Source organism: Micromonospora sp. NPDC050495 (genome assembly GCF_040655175.1).
Classification (GTDB): domain Bacteria; phylum Actinomycetota; class Actinomycetes; order Mycobacteriales; family Micromonosporaceae; genus Micromonospora.
In genome coordinates this window covers 1-16,865 of sequence record NZ_JBFAJK010000078.1, presented here as the reverse complement: position 1 = coordinate 16,865, position 16,865 = coordinate 1, and the positions used below count along the sequence as shown (strand labels likewise).

Sequence of the window (16,865 nt, the reverse complement as noted above, 5' to 3'; positions counted from 1 at the left end):
GGTCGTCATGCGTAGATCATCACGACCCGCGCCTCCCGCTCTCAGCAAGGCGCCAATCAGCGTGTACTACATCCAACCCAACCAAGACGCCCTCTTAGAAGTCACGCCAGTCGTCGAACCACTGGTCGGCCAGATTCACTGGGACTTCGGCCCGGACGGCGAGCTCCATGAACGCGTCGAAGGCTTCCTCTCGGCGCAGCGTGTCGATGATCTCGTACTTCTGGTCGATGCTGTTGAGCGCGTCCACCAGGGTGCGCAAGGCCGCTTCAGCTTCGTCTGCGCGCCCATCACGGTCCTGCGGAAGCTTGTCGATGGCGCGGACCGCGCTGGCGTATGCCTTGCAGGCGGCGGCTCCGCCTCGGGCGTCGTCGTCGACCCAGTCCCGGTACGGGTTGTTCAGGTTGGCGGCCAGCCACGTGTCGGGCTTCGCGCCTTCGATGACCAGGCGCACCCCGGTGCCGCGGTACCGGGCCTTCAAGGCGGGCGCGATGGATCGGCGTAGACCGCTGATGCTCAGCTGCGTCAGCGAGGTCAGGTCCGGCAGTGTGTCCGCGTCCAGGCCGTAGCCATCGACAAGCTCGATGACGGCCAGATGGGTCAGACTGGCCAGAGCCGCGGCGTCGATCAGCTGTCCCGGTGGCTTGCGCCAGTGAATCCGGAAGCTCTCCAGTTCCTTCAGTTCCCGCACGGCAGCGGCGGACATGGTGCCGCCTCCGTCCAGGGCGACCTCTCGAACACCGTGCAGGCCGGCAGGAACCGTAGTCTCCGCGTCGGCGCCGGTCAGGGTGAGATGAAGCCATCGGCCGTCGTCCGACGCGTACACGGCCAGACCCCGGTCCACTGCGGCCAGCTCAAGGCCGTGCAGGCCACGGGGCAGCCGCACCTCGCGAACATCCGCGCCAGCCAGCAAGAGGTGTTGCAAACCGGTATCGGTCAGATCCACGACCGGCGGGGCGTCCCGCCACGTCAGCGACGAGACAACAGGGTGGTCTGCCAACGCGCGCGCCAGGCCACGGTCCGGGCCGGCCCACATCAACGCGGTACAGCGGGGCAGCTGATCGAGAGCGGACCACCGCACCGGCCCGGACGCAGGCACCCGCATCGGACCCTCACCACTCAGGTCCAGTCGTCGAGGCGTGGCCGCGCCGAGCGTCGCCGCCCCGGCGCCGAAGTCGACGTCGACCTGACCCCGGGTGGCGGCCGCACGGTAGGCGTCCTTCGCTGCCGCCGGTAGCTCCCGGTCCCAGCGGCGCTGCCTGACCACATCGTCGGCAAGTGACTGCCAGCCGGAGTACGTGTTCGCCAACGTCGGCACGCCCTCCGGGACGGGCAGGGTTCCGATCCACGTGAACCCCGGCGGCACCGCATACCAGGTGCCAATCGACACGTGAGCAAGGCGCCCGTCGTGGGCATGATGGTCAAGCGTCAGCGGCTCAACGCCGCGCAGCTCGTCCAGGCTCGGCCGAGCTACCGAGTGCCAGCGCAGCGCATAAGCCGACGTCACACGGTCTTCGACACCGGTGACCTGACATGCTCCAAATCCACCGTCTGACAACCTCATCACCGCGACATCGCCAGGTCGCACCGCTCGATCAACCACCCGGCGAAGCTACCCGACCGGGACGACCACCGCGCTCCCCCGAACTGCAAGCCGCGGAACCGGTGGTGATGATCTCGGCGTACGAGCGACTCTGCCCCGCCGCCCGCACACCAACACCAGCCTCGCGCCCGACTCGGTCAGAGGTCCCGTGTGAACCTCAGGTCACGACCGGCGGTCGGGGTCGAACCGGTCGGCGAGTTCAGCCAGCACCTCGGACGGTGCGCTGCTCATGCTGGGCGGCCGTCTCGTCGGATTGGGCCGATGGTCGCAACGCTCAGCAGAAGCCCGCGATGACCCGCTGCTCGTCGCGTTCGACCACGTACATTAACGCCGGCCGCCACCCTCGCCCGTCGCGGGCGTCCACCTCGGCACTCGCCGGCAGGGGCACGTAGCCACCACACGGAGCCCCTGCCTCGCTGAACCTCAGTCCCGCGGTCCCGGGTCGAGCATCCAGTGCTCCGTTGTGGTCCAGCCGAGCAGCCGTCGGCCGCTGCCGGCCCTGCCGTCCGGGTCGAACTTTCCACCGCTGATCACGTGCGCGAGTCCGGTCACGGCCAGCGCTATCCGGGCCCGCACGTGGTCTGGCTGGGTGGCCAGCCGCTGCTCGGCGAAGGCCGGGAAGGCCGTCTGTTCCTCCCAGGTGGACAGCGACAGGAAGAACAGCATTTGCCGCCACGCGTACGCGGTGTTCTTGACGGTGCCCAGCGGCCGGGGGTTGTGGTGGATGCGCGCCGTCAGCCGCAGCACGGTGTCCATGCAGCGCCTCGCGAGGTCCGTCGCCGGCAGGTCGATGCCGAGCTCGGCGATCGTGGCCAGGTTGTGCGTGGTCAGAATCTGCGCCTGTTCGATGATGATCCCGTTGGCCGCGACGTTGAACCACGACCGCCTACCGGAGGCGCCAGCCCGATCGCGGCACAGCTGGTCGAAGGCGTCCGAGGTCCGCGTACGCCGAATCAGCCGCCAGCTGGTGTCGTCGATCGCGGCGATGGCCGGGTAGTCGATGTCGTAGTACCGCGCGTACAGGCTGTCCGCGAACCGCCGGCCAGCGAGTGTGGCCGCCTGGAGGAACTTCGCCGAGAACGTGCCCATGAAGATGTCGGCCGCGAGCTCCTCGACCCACGGCAGCTGCAGGCCCGCCTGCTTCGACAGCGTCGACAGTTCCCCGACGAGCGGGTTGGGCAGCACCGTGGCCGGGAACCCGCAGACCGCGGCGGAAGCCAGCCGGACCAGGGTGCGACGCGCCTGGTCGCGGGTGTCGCTGGTATCGATCCTGGCGGACGCGACCGCCTGGACCCAGGGCAGCTCGGCCAGGCGCACTTGGTGCTCCAGGTTCAGCAGCAACAGGGAGCGGCGATTGCGGAAGGCGCGGTACGTGGCGTCCATCAGGACGCGCAGGGCCGGGTCCGGGTACGCCGAAGCCGCAGTCGCCGCCGCCAACCGCGGGGTAAGCCGTGCCAGCTCCTCCGCCGAGGCGACGACGCCGCGGTCGATCAGCTGCTCCGGGGTTCCGGCGGCGGCGCGCGCGACCACCCGGGTGACCGGGCGGGGCGTCGGCCAGCCCGCCACCACACCGGCCAGGTGTGCCTCGTCAGTATCGACTGGGCGTAGCACGTGGTCGACGTCGCTGATACCGCTGTCCTGCGGCAGGCCGGCCAGCCGGGCCGCGACCAGCTGCGCGAGCTGATGGTGGCGGGGCAGCGCCGCCTCGCGGGCCTGCTGCCGGCGTATGGCGGTGTGCTCGGGGCTGCCCGGGTGCCCGCGCTTGCGCAGCATCGCATCCACCACGCTCTGGACCAGGCCACGCTCGCGCGACGTCAGCTCCGCTCCGGCCACGCGTCGCTCCAGCGCAGTTCGCAGTACGCCGACGCTGCCCTTCGGGTTGCGGTGCTTGCTGCAGAGGGTGTGCTCGGCGGCGAGGTGCCGGTAACGGGCCAGCATCTGTACGGCTCGCGGCAACCAGCCGTCCGGCGTCACCGCGCCGATCCGGCCGCCGTTACGGGTCTCGCACCACAACGTCAGCAACTCGTCGGCGAACGGATTCCACACCGTCAGCGCCTCACGCATCGTCTCGATCTGCGCATTCGGCTGCCGCTGCTCCAGGATCCGGCGTGCATCGCCTGCCGTCTGCCGATACACGACGTCCGGGTCGCCGGCGCGCTGATCGCTCGGAGCCGGGGTGAACCGCAGCCGGTCGGCCAACGGCGCGATCTCCTCCAGAACGCCCAGAGCGCCGTCGCGGTCGCCAGCGCGCAGCAGCCACGCCACCACCGGCAGCGCCGCCTCCTCCGCGTACTCCACTCGGTAACGGCCGCTGTCGAGCAGCTCGCCCAGCTCAGCCAATCCCGCGTCGGTCAACCAGGACCAAAACAGCGCCCGGCGCTCGGCCGGCAGGCCCAGCCGCTGCGCCCGGTCGGTCTCGTCCGGGCGCAGCGGACCGCCCGCCGCCGGCTCCCCAGTCGCGAACCCGCCGTGGACCACCTCCGGCGTCACCCATGCCGGCAGACCTCTCACCGGGGTACGCGAACCGATGTCCAGCCCTCCCCCGGCCATCCCGTTCACGACCTGCTGCCAGCGACGTACCCGCAGCTCCGCCCGCTGACGGGTGGCCGCATCCTCATGCGTCCCGGCGGTCGTCAGGGCACGCGCCAGCTGGCCCAGGGGGAAGCCCACGCCGACGCGGATGTCGTTGTCGCTCACGCCAGCGTGGCGGGCCCCGCCCCCGCGCCCTCCGGGATGCAAGCCCGGTGCTCTCCTCACTGAGCTACACGCCGATGCCGCGACACTCTACGCAGGTCACCGCCGCCTACGCACCCGAGATCCGAAGCAGCGACCACCGACTGCCGCGATCCAGCCCTCGCCAATGCTGATAGCCGCGGCGGAAGCTGTCGCCCCCGTCTACGACGATCCGCTGACGATCGTCGCGGAGGTGAGCTGATGGGCGTCGACTACTTCTGGAAACGCGTGCCAGGCGAAACGATCGGCGGCGCTACGCCGAAGGACCTGGCCGACCTCGTGCCCGACTGGTTCGACGACAACTTCGCCAGGCAGCAAGAGGCCCGGCTTCTGGTCGGCGTCGAAGACACCGGAGCGCTCATCGATGCTCTTCTCGGCATGGGTGCCACCGGCACCAACTGGGAGGCCGCAGCCAGGGCGTTCAGCGGCTCGCCAGCGAACTGGGATGACTACTGGATGGTCGGCACGCTCAACACGGCTACGGTCGGTCTGGTGGCCGAGTTCCTGACCGCCGTTCCCGTCGATACGTGGGCCGCCCGGCATCGCACCGACCTCGCCGACTATGCAGGAAAGCTCGGCCACCATCGCCCGTTCGACGACGATTGGGCCGAGCAGGTCGTCAGCGACATCCGCGAGCTCACCGGACTGTTCCAGGCCGCGGCCGCCGCCCGCGAGACCATCATCCTGAAGATCGTGGCGTGACTGCTCCCTGGTGAAGCCGTCGACCTTGAGGGTCAGCTGTGACGGCCCACGTTTCCCGGCGACCGGACGGACTAACCCCCCGGACCCCGTCCTGCCTCTGGTCAGGGTGGAACTGCCGAAACGTGGTGGCCCTACCCAGCGCTGTCCAGCATCCTGGTCGCCGTGCTCGTCGTGCAACGTGTCCGGGTCCGCTGGGGTGCCCACGCCCGCGGGGCGACGCACGCGGTGCGACGTCGGTCGGTCGCGGAGGCGTATGACCTTCCGCCGCTTCCGGCGGGCGAGACGTTTGTCGTGCACGATGTTCTGGCTGACGAGGCTGACGGCTACCGGCGTGCGTCGTCCGTCGGTTCGGGTGTTCAGGCGGTGCAGGCGGTCGGGCTGCATGTCGGCCTCACCGCCGATGGCGTGGTGATTGAGAGTCTCCCCGGCCGGGCGGCGTACCCGGCTTGGCGTACGTCCTACCGGATGTTCACGCTCCGACCTGGTCAGTACGGCCGCTACCGGGCCAATTTCCGGTTCACCGGTTGTGCCTGCGCCGCCCGCTGGTACTACGAGGCCTGGACGGTGCACGTCGCGTTCGCGTCACCTCGGCCGGACCTGTTCCTCAGCGCCGTCGCTGACCGTGACGTTGATCAGCGTGTGCATTTGTATGGCGGTCCGGCCCGCCGTACGGCAAGACAACGGCCAGCATGATGCGGTCACATCCGATCAGTTGGCCGGACCGCGCAGATTCTCGCCGTCAGGCGCTCCGATGACAAGCGATCCGCCGGGGCGCAGGACCGAGCAACCAGCAGGCGCGCTCGCCGAGGAGGAGAGACTGTGGGAGTTGCGCTCCGGCTTGGCGCGTAACCCTGCCCTGCCCGCCTCCCTTGTTGAACAGCTGACTGCGCTGGGCGACGCCTCGGTGTGGCTTGAGCTGGCCGACCGTGACGATCTCAGCGGAGACCAAGTCCGCCTCCTGGCTCGCCGCGGCGACGCCCAAGTTGTGACTCGTCTGCTGTCTCGCGCACTGTTGCAGCCGGAGAAGGTTGACCGCTTCGACCCACCGGTCGTGATCGCCATGGCGGACATCGCCGCGATCCCCGATGACTGGGCATGGCGGCTCGCCGCCAGCCCAGACCCGGCCATCCGTGGAGCTCTCGCCGCAACCACGCATCTACCAGCCGACATCGTTGCAGCCCTCGCCGACGACCCGGACCTGGAGGTGGTCGCCGAGGCCGCCAGGTCACCGAAGATCAGCGACACCTTGGCGGAGCGGCTCGCAACCCACCCGCATCTGAGCGTGCGCCGAGCACTGGCCTGCAACGAACACGCACCGAGTGACCTCCTCGTCGCGCTGGCCGAGCGCCGCGCGCCGGCCGCACAACTGTGCCCGGCCTGTGACGGCTCCGGCCATTGGCTGGCAGAGCATTGGAGCTGCGACGGTAGGCACCACGACGCACTGCACGACCTGGACTACGCGCTCACACTCAACCCGCGTACGCCCGCCGAGACTGTCAGCCGGTTCACCGCGCATCCGTCGATACACGTGCGCTGGCGGCTTGCCGTCCGAACCGACCTGCCGCAGGACGCCTACCGAGCCCTGGCGCAGGATCCGACTCCCGGCATCCGCGGCGACGTCGCCGCGAACCCGGCCATCGACGAAGCACTCATCCGGGCCATGGCCGGCGACCCCACCTATGACGTACGCCGGCGCCTCGCTCACAACCCGGCCGTGCCTCTCGATGTCCTCGCCGAGCTGGCCGCATCGGCGAAGATCGGCCCCACCCTGCTGCCGCGCATCGCGGCAGCCACACCGGCCGAGATCAGCGAACTCGCTGCTTCGAGGGTCCCGGCCGTGCGGATGCTCCTCGCTGCGCGACACGACCTTCCCAGCCAGATCATCGATCAGCTCGCCAGCGACCACGACGCCAAAGTGCTCACGTCCCTTGCGACGAACCCGGCCTTGAGCGAAGCCCAGCTACGGACGATGGTGGCGGCGCACGGTCCACGGGTCGCTGCGAAAGCAGCCGGCAGCCCGTCCTGTCCGCCGGACCTGCTGATACAGCTTGCCCAGCAGACACCACCGGTGCACAGGGCGCTCCGCCGCATCGCCGCGCACCCGAACGCGCCAGCCGAGGCCCTCCTTGCCTGCCTGGCCGACGAGCAGGCACGCCGGATCGCCGCGAGCCATCCCGCACTGCCCGCACAGACGATCATCCAGTTGCTGACCGACGCCAACACCAGCGTTGCCGCTGCTGCGGCAGCCAATCCGTCGCTCCCCGAAGAAGTAATGCACGACCTCGCGGCGTCAGATGACGGATCCACTGGCACCGGGTGAGGCCTACGCGTCGGCGTAGGTGTGCTGCTGTAACCGCCAGGGCTCACCCGGGTTGGGCCGCCAGGCCTCGGTGCCTGGCGGCATCGCGGCCAGTTCGGCGATCGTGCCGTCCGCCGCGACCAGATGCTCCATGCAGACCAGGACGGCGTTGCCGTTCGGATCGTTCACGTCGTCGGAAACCAGCCAGTCACCCTCTGCATCATGGACTACTGATCTGGCCGGCTCGGTGCCTTCGAGCACGGTGCGCTGGACTATCACCCCGCGGTGCTCCGGGAACCGGCTGCCGGGGTACGACCAGGCCACGCCACAGACGACTTCATGCGTCATCCGGCCAGCTTGCCAGACCGCACCTCCCGCACTTGCCCATCAGGGGATCTTGGAGCCTGATCCGGCTCGTGGAAGACTCTGGGTGTGTCGTGCGGCGTTCCCCGAACCGTCAAGGCGATCGACACCGCCGAACTCATCCGGCTGGACGCCGAGGCGATTGCGTACGGGTTCAACCGCAACCACCGCGCCGGCTGGCTCGCCGATTACGCCGCCCTTGAGGCCGTGCACTACCTACGCCCCGTGTTCGTGCACCGGGCAGGGCGGCGGGCTGAGTTTTCCCCGCACTGGCGGTGCATGCTGCTGCTGACGATGCGCGACGGCCAGGAAATCTTCTCGCTGCTGGATGTCTGGCCCGCGTCGTTCGATCGCCTGCCCGAGACTCTGGATTCGGCCACCAAGCGCGCGATTGCCTACCGGCTGGACTACGGAGGGCTGCCGACCTCCGCGCAATGGGTGACCCTCAACACCTGACATGTCCGTGCGCAGGCACACGAGCAGATCCGCCGGCCCGGGGTCGGTCACTGACCATTGTGAGGCGGGGAGAGCACTCATGCGCCGGGGCGGGTACGCGCAAGCCAGGTGGTGAGCATCCGGCTGGTGTCGTCGCCGAGTGCCCCCGCCGCTCGTGCCGCCAACGCGACGAGCTCGCCGTGCTGCGCAACGGTGACCGGCAGCTCGGGTGGCGGAGTGCGGCGCCAGGTGGTTCGTGCGCCGGCCCGGGCGAGGCGGGTCACGTCGGCCTTGCCACGTTCGGCCAGGCGAGAGTCCGGGTCGAGGGTGAGCATCAGGGCAGCACGCAACTCGACGTCGACGCCGTGGCCACACAGGAGGCGATAGCCGGCACGACGCAACTCCACCCGGGCATCCCCGAGCAGCTCCCACGGAAGGCCCGGCGGCAGGGCGCCGGTCAAGGGCCGCAGCGCAGTGGTCACCTCTCGGACCACCGCCGGCGACGGATCCCGCAACAGCGGAAGCACCTCCTGCGCGACAACCGCCTCGATCAGGCGCAGGCCCCGTACCGCCTGGGCACGGACCTTTGATTGCGGGTGGCTCAGCAGCGGCCGCAGCAGCGGGGCATCCGCTGCCGAACCGGTCTCGGCAAGCCCCACGATCGCACCCAGCGCCGGCTCTCCGGCGCTGACCGCAGTCCGGTAATGCTCCCGGGCGTCGATGCCCAGCCGGCGAGCCGCGTCCCGGGCCACCGCCCGGACCAGCGGCGCGTCATCGTCCAGGTACGCGGCAACGTCGCCGTCCTGACCGACCCGGACCAGCCCGGTCAACGCCACCACCCGCACCTCAGCACGAACCGACCGGGCCAGGCGACGCAGAACGTCATGCCGGCGGGTCCAGACCGCCTCACGGCAGGCGGCGTCCGCCGCCCGGACCCGAATCCCCACATCCGAGTCAGTCTCGGCGCAGGTCACGTAGTCGGGCAGACGCAGCCATCCCTGAGCCAGGACAATGTCGAACACGAACCGCCGCTGCCGGCGGCCACCCGAACCCAGCAGCCCACGCCACACCTCCGCCGGACCCGACACCAACGCCGCCCGCGTCTGGGTGACGGCGAAGCCACCTCGCAGCCGCGCGTCGAGGCGCAACGCCATCGGCAGCACCGCCGGCAGGTAGCCGCCCGGATCGTCGGCGAGCAACAACGCCAGCCCGGCCCGCGCCCGATCCCGTACCGGCTTGACCCAATCAGCGGTACGCAGCACGAGGAACGGCATCACCTCCCGGCACGGCCGGCCGACCATCGCCGCGACCGCGCGTTCCCGGATCCGCCCGTCGCCATGCATGCTCGCCAGCGCCATCGCGACAGGCCCCGACGTCGCAACCGAGAAGCCAGCCCCGACCCGCCGCAGCGCGGGCTCCTGGTACGGGCCATACCAGGGTGCCTGCCGCGCGTGCCGGTCCAGCCGGGCCACCAACCCCGCAACGCCGACCACCAGCGTCAGGGCCGACCGTGCCACCACCTCGTCACCGGCAGCATCGACCTTGCGCAGCACCTCGACCAGACTGTTCAACGCCTCCCACCGACTCGCGGCAGCACCGTCGATTGCGACCCGCACCGCCCCGAGCGGCCCGCCCTCCCCCACCGCCGACGGCTGAACCCCGCTGCCCCGTCTCCCCCAGATCACCCCGCCATCCTGCCCGAGCCAACACACCCGATCGAACTCGATTCGGCCCAGTCGTCGACCCCGCAGACGGCTTCGCTGCTTCCACCCGCTGCGCCCGGCACGCGTTGAGGCACCTGGTCTCGCCCCAGCACCATCCCTGCGGGAATAGGCCACCAGCTGGCTGGACCGTCACGGCTACAAGATCGTCCAGCTCGACGCGTCACATTGGGAGACCGAGGACGGCCGACGTGACACCGGCACTCGACTTCCCTGCCCAGTGGATGCTGGACCCTCGCCGGCCGTTCAGACGAGTCCACGCCGGTCTCGCAAGCCTGTTCAACTGCCGGGCCGGAACTCGTGGACAACTTCGATCAGCCCGACGATGTGCTGGTTGAACTCGTCAAGTTCCTCGGCTGGCACCCACAGCTCGAGGATGTCGCGCCCGCCCACTTGCTGGACCGGGTAGCGGGAGGCGAACTCACGGTCGACCTCGAACCGGGTGACGTAGCCGACCCCGGAGGCGGGTACGTTCCAGTCCCGGGCGATCATGATCGCGTACTGCTCGTTGAGGACCGGGTAGAAGATCGGCTGGTCGGGCAGACGCGGCGGCCACGCCTTCCAACCGGAGGCGCACACCAGGTCGAGTTCCTTGGGGCCGGTTGGCCGCCACAAGGTCATCGTGTCGGTCACCGCTGTCTCCTTCCCTGGCCGAGGCAGGTTACCGGCAGGTTCCGGGCGGTGGCCAGCGGTTTCTCCTCGAATTACGGGCATGCCTGCGGAATGAGGTCTGCGGCGCCGGCGGTCCGGAGTGCGCTGCATCAGTCTGGCGGTACGGGCGCTCCGGCTCGTCGCCGCCCCTACCGGGCTGGGCGCCGCCGGCGATCGCGCAGGTGGTGTCCATGTCACCGCTGGCGCTGAGCTACTCGGCGCGGTACGTCAAGCGCTGCCGGAAGGGGCCGTGTAGGTCAGGCACGGTGCCAGGTCAACGGGAGGCATTCCATGCCGTCGACAGTTTCCCGCCGCACGCGGCGCAGGTGAAGTCGTCGTCCTTAACGATGGCCAGCTGGCCGCAGGCCGAGCAGCGGCGAAACTCGAACGCCGTGGTGAACCCGCCGGGATGCGGCAGGCCCGCCCTTTCGCACGCGGCGGCCACGACCGGCCACGAGGACGGCTCGGGGCAATACCCGGTCGACTGGTTGCTCACCTCGGTGACCGTCCAGCCCGTGTCCTGCCGGGCAAAGGCAATCTCACCAGCGCCGAGCACGGGTCGGCCGCCCGCGCAGGCGACGTGCTCGCTGCGCCTGGGCGCGAGTCGCAACCCGCCGGCGACATCGACGACGAACGTGTGCGGCTCGGCGCGCTCGGCCGGGCTCAGTGTCGCCAGCCACTCGGCCAGATCGCCGGCCGAATCGATCCGGCGGCCGTCCTCGCGCGACCCGGAGGCAAGCACATCGGCCGGACCGACGTAACGGTACGGGCGCTGGTGACCCATCTCGACCTGTGCCACAGCCACGAAGTCTCACCTCTCGGACGGGGCCGTGCCAGCCGTTTCTACAGGTCGCCGGGTGCGCCCGTGGCGGCGAACACCTCGACCGTGTCACGTAGCCGGTCGAGAATTTCGGTCAGATTCGTTGCCACCACGTCGAATCGCGGGTCATCGCTGCGGTAGACACTGGCAACGGTCTCGCCGGCAGGAAGCCGGTACACCGGCGAGCCGGTCACCGCCTCCACCGCGAACAGGGTGCCGCCGCCATCACTGGCGAACACGACCACGTCCGCGGTGAAGCGCCCCCGGATAGACGTCACCTCCCGATGCAGGACCAGGCCGGGATAGTGGATGAAGTAGCCGTTGCCGACGTCCGGCAGGCTCACTTCGCGCACCTGCCGGTACCACGCGAGCAGATCGTCGGGCGGGCGCATGCCCGCCAGGGAGGCAAGCTCCTGCTCCCTCGCTGGGCCGCCGATCGTGTGCCGGCCCGGCGGGTAACCAAACCGGACTTCGAAGCCCGGCAGCAGCCGGTCCAGGCACGCGGTGATGTCCTCGCGCCAGCGCCGGATGTACGCCACGTCCATTGGGCTATCAGATCCGTCCATCATCGGCCGACGCCCCGGCGCCTTCTGCGCTGTCTCTGCCGGCCTCGATCATCCGATGTCCCACCAGGCCAAGTGCACGCCGCAGTGCAGGCACCGGAACAAGTACGCCGTCGGCTCACCGGTCCGGTCCATCCGCCGCAGCATCTGGTCGGCCTGATCTGCCGGCCACCCAAGCCGGTGCAGATCATCCCGGATCATCGTCAGAGCATCAGGGTGGGTGCGCAGCTCCTCGTATCCCGCGGCGCCGAGAAACGCGGCACCGTCGCCGCAGTGATACAGCCAGCTCGGCTGCTGCCAGGAGTCGAACCCCGGCGTGCGTTGCGTGACCTCCTCGACTACGGCGAACGGAACGCCTGGTGGCACGTCGGTCGCGTCGGTGAACATGCACGGGAAGTCGGCGACGCCCGTCAACGTCCGCGCCGCCTCACCCGAGGCGATGCAGCGCAGGCACAGAACGTCGGCCTGGCGGCCGTAGATCGGACCGGCGTACCGCCAGCCGCGAGCAACCCCGCACAGCACGCACGCCTCGACAGTGGGGACGGCCGACCCGGTCGCGACCGGATCGGGGTGGTAACGGAACGGCGGCTGTGCCACTCGACCACTCCTGTCAGACCCGAGCCATGAGATGACCGCTGGGCGAGTAGTCGATTTTCCAATCGGCGTAGACCCCGAGGGCGCCGTCCGCGGTGCGTCGCAACGCCACCGACACCCACCGCACCTCACCGTCTTCGCGCGGCGCGAACCCGACCGCAGCGTCGAACCGCTCACCGCCGCACAGGCAGGCGGCGTCACCAGGATCGGCGTCCTCGGCGACGTCGAGGGCATCGAGCATGACGCACCGGTCACCGCACAAGTGGCAGGTGCGTTCGGCGTAGCCAGCGTCATCGTCGACCCGCATCCCGAACTCCGACCCGCCGCACCGCGCACATGCCGCGTGGACGCCCCGGGCCACCGGATAGCCGGCCGCCCGGAACTCGCGTAGGTACGCGTCGAGCTCGGCCGCTGCCGTCTCAGGCCGCCGCTGCCCCGACCTGCCGATCGCCATCCGGGCACCATAGCCGCCTTCGTGTTCGGTGGGGTCCTGTCGGTGGCCGGTGCGAGAATGCCACGCACCCGATCTTGGGAGGCTTCGTGGGGACCTGGGACAGCGGACCGTTCGACAACGACACCGCCGCTGACTGGTGTGGTGACCTCGACGACGCCGACGTGGCCAAGCGCCCGGCGATGGTCCGCGAGGCGCTGAGCCGGGCCGCCGGCGAGGACGGCTACCTCGACGCCGACGTCGCCTGCGAGGCGATCGCCGCAGCCGCGATCGTGGCCGCGCAGCAGCCCGGCGGGCAGCCGATCACCTCCCCGTACGCGAAGAACTTCCTACGCGACGGCGGCCGGCTCGATCTGCCCGACGACCTGGCGGTACTCGCGGTGAGGGCCCTCGACTGGATCATGGCCGCGACTCCGAATGGCGCGACCTGTGGCAGGACGCCGCCGAGCACGCCAACCCGGCCTTCGACGCCGCCCGCGACCTGCGCAAGGTCCTGACGGCGTAGTGGGCGGCTGGTGCAACGCCCGCAGGCACGCCGTTATCGCTGCCTACTTGCGGCTCAAGCGGCCGAGGACCTGGTGACGGGCATGGGTGTCCCATGGCGGCGCAGCGCTGACGAGTTCGCGCGGATCCTGCGCAAGCACGGTCAGGAGCTGGCAGCCGTGACCGACGTTGCGGCGGCGTGGCGAGCGTTCCGTGAGTTCCTTCACGTCGAGATCGAGGGTCTCGTCCCCGAGCCGGACGCGGACGTCGACGGCTTCATCGTCCAGTGGGGCCGCAATTCCTGGCACGGAGGGCGACGATGCGTCTCATTCACCCGTCAGCTGGCGGTGCCGAGCGGCGGTGGCGATCCGCAGCCGGACTATTGGCAGGTGGACCTGACGTTGGTCTTCGACGATGCAGCCGGGCTGGCCGTTCTGGAAAGCGGCCACGAGTCGGACACCCGGTTCTTCTTCCGGCCCATCGGCCCGCAGCGTGACGACGCGGTCGCCGAGGCCGGGCGGTACCCGCAGTTGCACGCCGCCCTGACCGCGAGACCCGCCCACAGCCATCTGTCCTTCGACCGCGTCTGCTGACCATTCCGACCCGCACTGCCCTCACCCTCATCTTCCTGCGTGCCGAAGTGCGAGCATGCGCGTCGATCGTCCCATCGGCCATTGCCGCAGATCCGTTCGGCCTTGTCGACTGACGAATCCGCGCCGCCAGAGGTGTAGCCCTGGCGCGCCTCAGCGGCCGAGCTGCCGGTTGAGCTCTTCAAGCACATCGATAATCTCCAGTCGGCTGGCGCCGGCCGGCATGACGCGCGTGGTGCCGTAGGCGAGCTCGACCAAAGCCGATCGCACGGCGGCGAGCTCGTCGGCGGTGACGTCCAGTTGATGCCAGGATGCGTTGGTCGCGGGGGCGACCTCTTCCCCCAGCCGCGCGGCAACCGCCCGTGCCGTGTCGGCGTCCGCGCCCGTCCGAGTCTCCCACTCGTCGTCGCCGAGGTCGTCCAGAGCGATGTCGAGGACGCTCGCCAGCAGGTGAAGCATCTGGAGATCGCCGGCGAGTCGGACGCCGGTCGGGACGGCCCGGACGACGGTGCGAACAATCGGCACCTCGTCCAGGCCGGCGTGGCGCTCGCCCAGCATGAACTGGACGTTCTGGCCCTGCCAGCCACGGGCCAGTTGCAGCGCGGTCATCCCGTCGATACTGACGGCGTCTATGGCGGCGCCAGCCAGCAGCAGGGCCGCGATGACCCGTTGCTCGTCGCGTTCGACCGCGTGCATCAGCGCCGTCCGTCCTCGCCCGTCGCGGGCGTCCACGTCGGCGCCCGCCTGCAGGAGCACGTCGACCGCGCCGTGATCGCCGCGCCGGGCTGCCACGACGATCGCTGGCGTGCCGTCGGAACGCCGTTGGTTGGCGTTCGCACCGTACGTGAGGAGAAGGCGCAGCACCGCCGGTGCGACGGGTCGCATGACTGCGGTGATGGGCGGTGCTTCCTCGCTCGGGCCGGGGGTCGCCCCTGCTTCCAGCAGGACCCGTAGTGTCGCAAGAGCTTCCGCGGTCGGGCGGAACGCGGTGTAGGACAGGGCCTCGGTCAGCACGCTCGACCTGGTGGCGGGCTCCGCCGCCAACGCCCCATGGGCGACGAGGGACTGCACCACCTCCGCGTGCGCCTCGAGTACGGCGGCGCGCAGCGGCGAGGCGGTGTAGGGATCGGCGGGGCCGATGCGGGCGCCGGCGTCCACCAGCAGGCCCACGATCCCCAGCCGGCCGCTGCGCGCAGCCTCCGCCAGCACCGACCCTCGGAGCCGACCTAGCCTGACGTTCGGGTCCGCGCCCCCGGCCAGCGCCTGTCCGACGGCCACCTCATCACCGGCCTGCACCGCCTCGACCAGACGCTGATCGGCTACATGGTCCATCGATCATCTCCATCCGTCAGGTCAGTGAATGCTCGCAACTGCAGCCGCGCTGCCACGTTGGTGAACCAGGCGAAGAAGTCGCTGTCCGGGTCGAGGTCAGCGCGAACCATGTCACACCAGTCCTGCCGATCCAGCACCGCGACGTACTGCCGCACCAGGTGGTCTCGCTGCTCGGTGGTGCATCCGGACCGATCAGGGGCCTTGTCTGCCAGGTGGTCGGCGATGACCGCCGCGTCGACGTACCTGCTCACGGTCGCCGCCTGCCGACCGAGGTGGGCCAGATGCGCGGCAAGCACCGCCGATGCCGGCGGGTAGTGCTGCAGGGTCATACCCATGCCACCGCAGTCAGCCATGATCTTCAGTAGTCGCCCGGTGTGATCGATCAGGTCATCGTCGACCTCGGTGCCGACGATCGCTTCGTGCAGGTGGGCTGCGGTGGCGACTTGGCCGGCGAAGTAGCCGTTGAGATAGTCGCCGTCGCAGGCATGGCGCAGCAGCCACCGGCGGGAGGCGTAGACACCGCGTCCGCAGAGCGCCTCGATGACATAGACCCGTCCCCAACCGGCAGCCCGCTGAGCCAGCCACAACAACGCTTCTTCGCCGCCGCGGCGGCGTCGCAGCGCCTCGGCCGCCAACGACCCGAACCGGTCCGACAGCAGGCCGATGGTCTGAATCAGCGGAATGTCTTCCTCCGCCCAATCAGCGGCGAGCAGCGCCAGCCCGACTGTCGCGGAGCATCGATCAGTGCTGTGCCGCACCAACCAGCGGCCGGTCTGCCGCACCCGCCGCCGGTCCGCGCGCAGCGCCGCGGCAGCGATGTGCTCGTTGTGGTGGATCGGGACGTCGACGTCATGGAACGCATCGGCGAGTTCGCTCGGTGGCGCATCGGCCTTGCCGAAGTGCATGTCGAGGATGGCAGCAACGTCAGCGCCGTCGAGCCGCCGGTCTTTCCGGGTCTGCGGTCGATGCCGCCGGCGGTGGTGGAGGTCGTCGTCCGGATACGGCTCGCCATCACGCAGAAGAGGAGAGTCCGGATCTTGCTGATGCAGGCGCAGAGCGTGTTCGAACAGGGAGATCTGGGGTCCGAGCGATCCAGGCTCGGTCGTCACGCTCACCGGCGGACGGAGGACTCGATTCTCTCGATCATGGCCGGGGATGATGCCAGCCCGAACCCGCCAAGGCAAGTAGCGCACGCGGCGTCAAGCACCTCCGACCCTCTGGTTGACGGCCGGGAGAAGTGCGGACATGCCGGCACCGCTGAAGACGGCCACCCGACAGCACCTTGGCGAGGACGTGAAGAGACGTGGTGGGGCGTCGGGTTGAATGACATGGTGATCACAGTGCAGGCGGTCATCGAGGTTCCAGCGTTCGACGCCGGACCGCCGCGACCATGGCCGGTGGCCCCGATGGCGCCCGGCTCGTGGTTGGCGCTCGGGAGTTGCCCCCTGGTCCTGGACACTTGAGCCTTGGATCGTGATGGTCCGGGGAGATCAGGAGTCCCTGACAGATGGTGATGAAGCACTACCCC

The 16,865-nt window shown here is 69.8% G+C and carries 16 protein-coding genes, 1 tRNA gene and 1 pseudogene; 6 read left to right on the top strand and 12 right to left on the bottom strand.

From position 1 onward, the window contains the following. Positions 1-94 precede the first annotated feature (94 nt). The 3 genes from AB0I11_RS32910 to AB0I11_RS32900 all read right to left on the bottom strand — a co-directional run bounded on the left by AB0I11_RS32910 (position 95) and on the right by AB0I11_RS32900 (position 4,371). The gene (locus tag AB0I11_RS32910; protein WP_357329591.1) at positions 95-1,600 is read right to left on the bottom strand and encodes a hypothetical protein; all 1,506 of its coding nucleotides are present in this window, start codon (positions 1,598-1,600) and stop codon (positions 95-97) included. Between the two features lie 423 nt (positions 1,601-2,023). Continuing rightward, positions 2,024-4,297 (bottom strand): hypothetical protein, encoded by a 2,274-nt coding sequence (locus AB0I11_RS32905; protein WP_357329589.1) that lies wholly within the window; start codon positions 4,295-4,297, stop codon positions 2,024-2,026. Between the two features lies 1 nt (position 4,298). Further along, a tRNA-Ala gene (locus AB0I11_RS32900) sits at positions 4,299-4,371 on the bottom strand. 163 nt (positions 4,372-4,534) lie between these two features. On the opposite strand from AB0I11_RS32900, the gene AB0I11_RS32895 reads away from it, so the two are divergent. The 3 genes from AB0I11_RS32895 to AB0I11_RS32885 all read left to right on the top strand — a co-directional run bounded on the left by AB0I11_RS32895 (position 4,535) and on the right by AB0I11_RS32885 (position 7,355). After that, positions 4,535-5,035: a hypothetical protein gene (locus AB0I11_RS32895; protein ID WP_357329587.1), complete on the top strand. Its 501-nt coding sequence runs from the start codon at positions 4,535-4,537 to the stop codon at positions 5,033-5,035. 162 nt (positions 5,036-5,197) lie between these two features. After that, entirely contained in the window at positions 5,198-5,728 is a 531-nt protein-coding gene (locus AB0I11_RS32890; RefSeq protein ID WP_357329585.1) for a hypothetical protein, read from the top strand. A 58-nt stretch (positions 5,729-5,786) separates the two neighbouring features. Further along, positions 5,787-7,355 (top strand): hypothetical protein, encoded by a 1,569-nt coding sequence (locus tag AB0I11_RS32885; RefSeq protein ID WP_357329583.1) that lies wholly within the window; start codon positions 5,787-5,789, stop codon positions 7,353-7,355. Between the two features lie 3 nt (positions 7,356-7,358). Here AB0I11_RS32885 and AB0I11_RS32880 read toward each other — a convergent pair whose 3' ends face one another. Continuing rightward, on the bottom strand, positions 7,359-7,682 hold the full coding sequence (locus tag AB0I11_RS32880) for a hypothetical protein (protein ID WP_357329581.1): 324 nt from the start codon (positions 7,680-7,682) through the stop codon (positions 7,359-7,361). An 84-nt stretch (positions 7,683-7,766) separates the two neighbouring features. On the opposite strand from AB0I11_RS32880, the gene AB0I11_RS32875 reads away from it, so the two are divergent. Further along, the gene (locus tag AB0I11_RS32875; RefSeq protein WP_357329578.1) at positions 7,767-8,153 is read left to right on the top strand and encodes a hypothetical protein; all 387 of its coding nucleotides are present in this window, start codon (positions 7,767-7,769) and stop codon (positions 8,151-8,153) included. A gap of 77 nt (positions 8,154-8,230) precedes the next feature. Here AB0I11_RS32875 and AB0I11_RS32870 read toward each other — a convergent pair whose 3' ends face one another. From AB0I11_RS32870 to AB0I11_RS32845, 6 genes are all read right to left on the bottom strand, one after another. Beyond that, positions 8,231-9,970 (bottom strand): hypothetical protein, encoded by a 1,740-nt coding sequence (locus AB0I11_RS32870; RefSeq protein ID WP_357329576.1) that lies wholly within the window; start codon positions 9,968-9,970, stop codon positions 8,231-8,233. A gap of 162 nt (positions 9,971-10,132) precedes the next feature. Then, positions 10,133-10,486 (bottom strand): ADP-ribosylation/crystallin J1, encoded by a 354-nt coding sequence (locus AB0I11_RS32865; protein ID WP_357329574.1) that lies wholly within the window; start codon positions 10,484-10,486, stop codon positions 10,133-10,135. 292 nt (positions 10,487-10,778) lie between these two features. Then, positions 10,779-11,303: a hypothetical protein gene (locus AB0I11_RS32860; protein WP_357329573.1), complete on the bottom strand. Its 525-nt coding sequence runs from the start codon at positions 11,301-11,303 to the stop codon at positions 10,779-10,781. 44 nt (positions 11,304-11,347) lie between these two features. After that, a complete protein-coding gene (locus tag AB0I11_RS32855; RefSeq protein WP_357329571.1) occupies positions 11,348-11,869 on the bottom strand; it encodes a hypothetical protein in 522 nt (173 codons plus the stop codon). 69 nt (positions 11,870-11,938) lie between these two features. Beyond that, the gene (locus AB0I11_RS32850) at positions 11,939-12,484 is read right to left on the bottom strand and encodes a CbrC family protein (RefSeq protein WP_357329569.1); all 546 of its coding nucleotides are present in this window, start codon (positions 12,482-12,484) and stop codon (positions 11,939-11,941) included. Positions 12,485-12,497: 13 nt separating this feature from the next. Next, positions 12,498-12,788 carry a hypothetical protein gene (locus AB0I11_RS32845; RefSeq protein ID WP_357329567.1) on the bottom strand — a complete coding sequence of 97 codons (291 nt, stop codon included), beginning with the start codon at positions 12,786-12,788 and terminating at the stop codon, positions 12,498-12,500. Positions 12,789-13,021: 233 nt separating this feature from the next. Here AB0I11_RS32845 and AB0I11_RS32840 point away from each other — a divergent pair. Together AB0I11_RS32840 and AB0I11_RS32835 are read left to right on the top strand one after the other, a co-directional pair. Next, positions 13,022-13,437: pseudogene (locus AB0I11_RS32840) on the top strand (DUF4259 domain-containing protein). A gap of 10 nt (positions 13,438-13,447) precedes the next feature. After that, positions 13,448-14,008, top strand: coding sequence for a hypothetical protein (locus AB0I11_RS32835; protein WP_357329565.1), 561 nt, complete (start codon positions 13,448-13,450; stop codon positions 14,006-14,008). A 150-nt stretch (positions 14,009-14,158) separates the two neighbouring features. Here the strand turns inward: AB0I11_RS32835 and AB0I11_RS32830 are convergent, their stop codons facing one another. Both AB0I11_RS32830 and AB0I11_RS32825 read right to left on the bottom strand, forming a co-directional pair. Beyond that, on the bottom strand, positions 14,159-15,337 hold the full coding sequence (locus tag AB0I11_RS32830; protein ID WP_357329563.1) for an ankyrin repeat domain-containing protein: 1,179 nt from the start codon (positions 15,335-15,337) through the stop codon (positions 14,159-14,161). Further along, positions 15,325-16,452 carry a hypothetical protein gene (locus AB0I11_RS32825; protein WP_357329561.1) on the bottom strand — a complete coding sequence of 376 codons (1,128 nt, stop codon included), beginning with the start codon at positions 16,450-16,452 and terminating at the stop codon, positions 15,325-15,327. The genes AB0I11_RS32830 and AB0I11_RS32825 overlap by 13 nt, the downstream gene beginning before the upstream one ends. Positions 16,453-16,865: the final 413 nt, after the last annotated feature.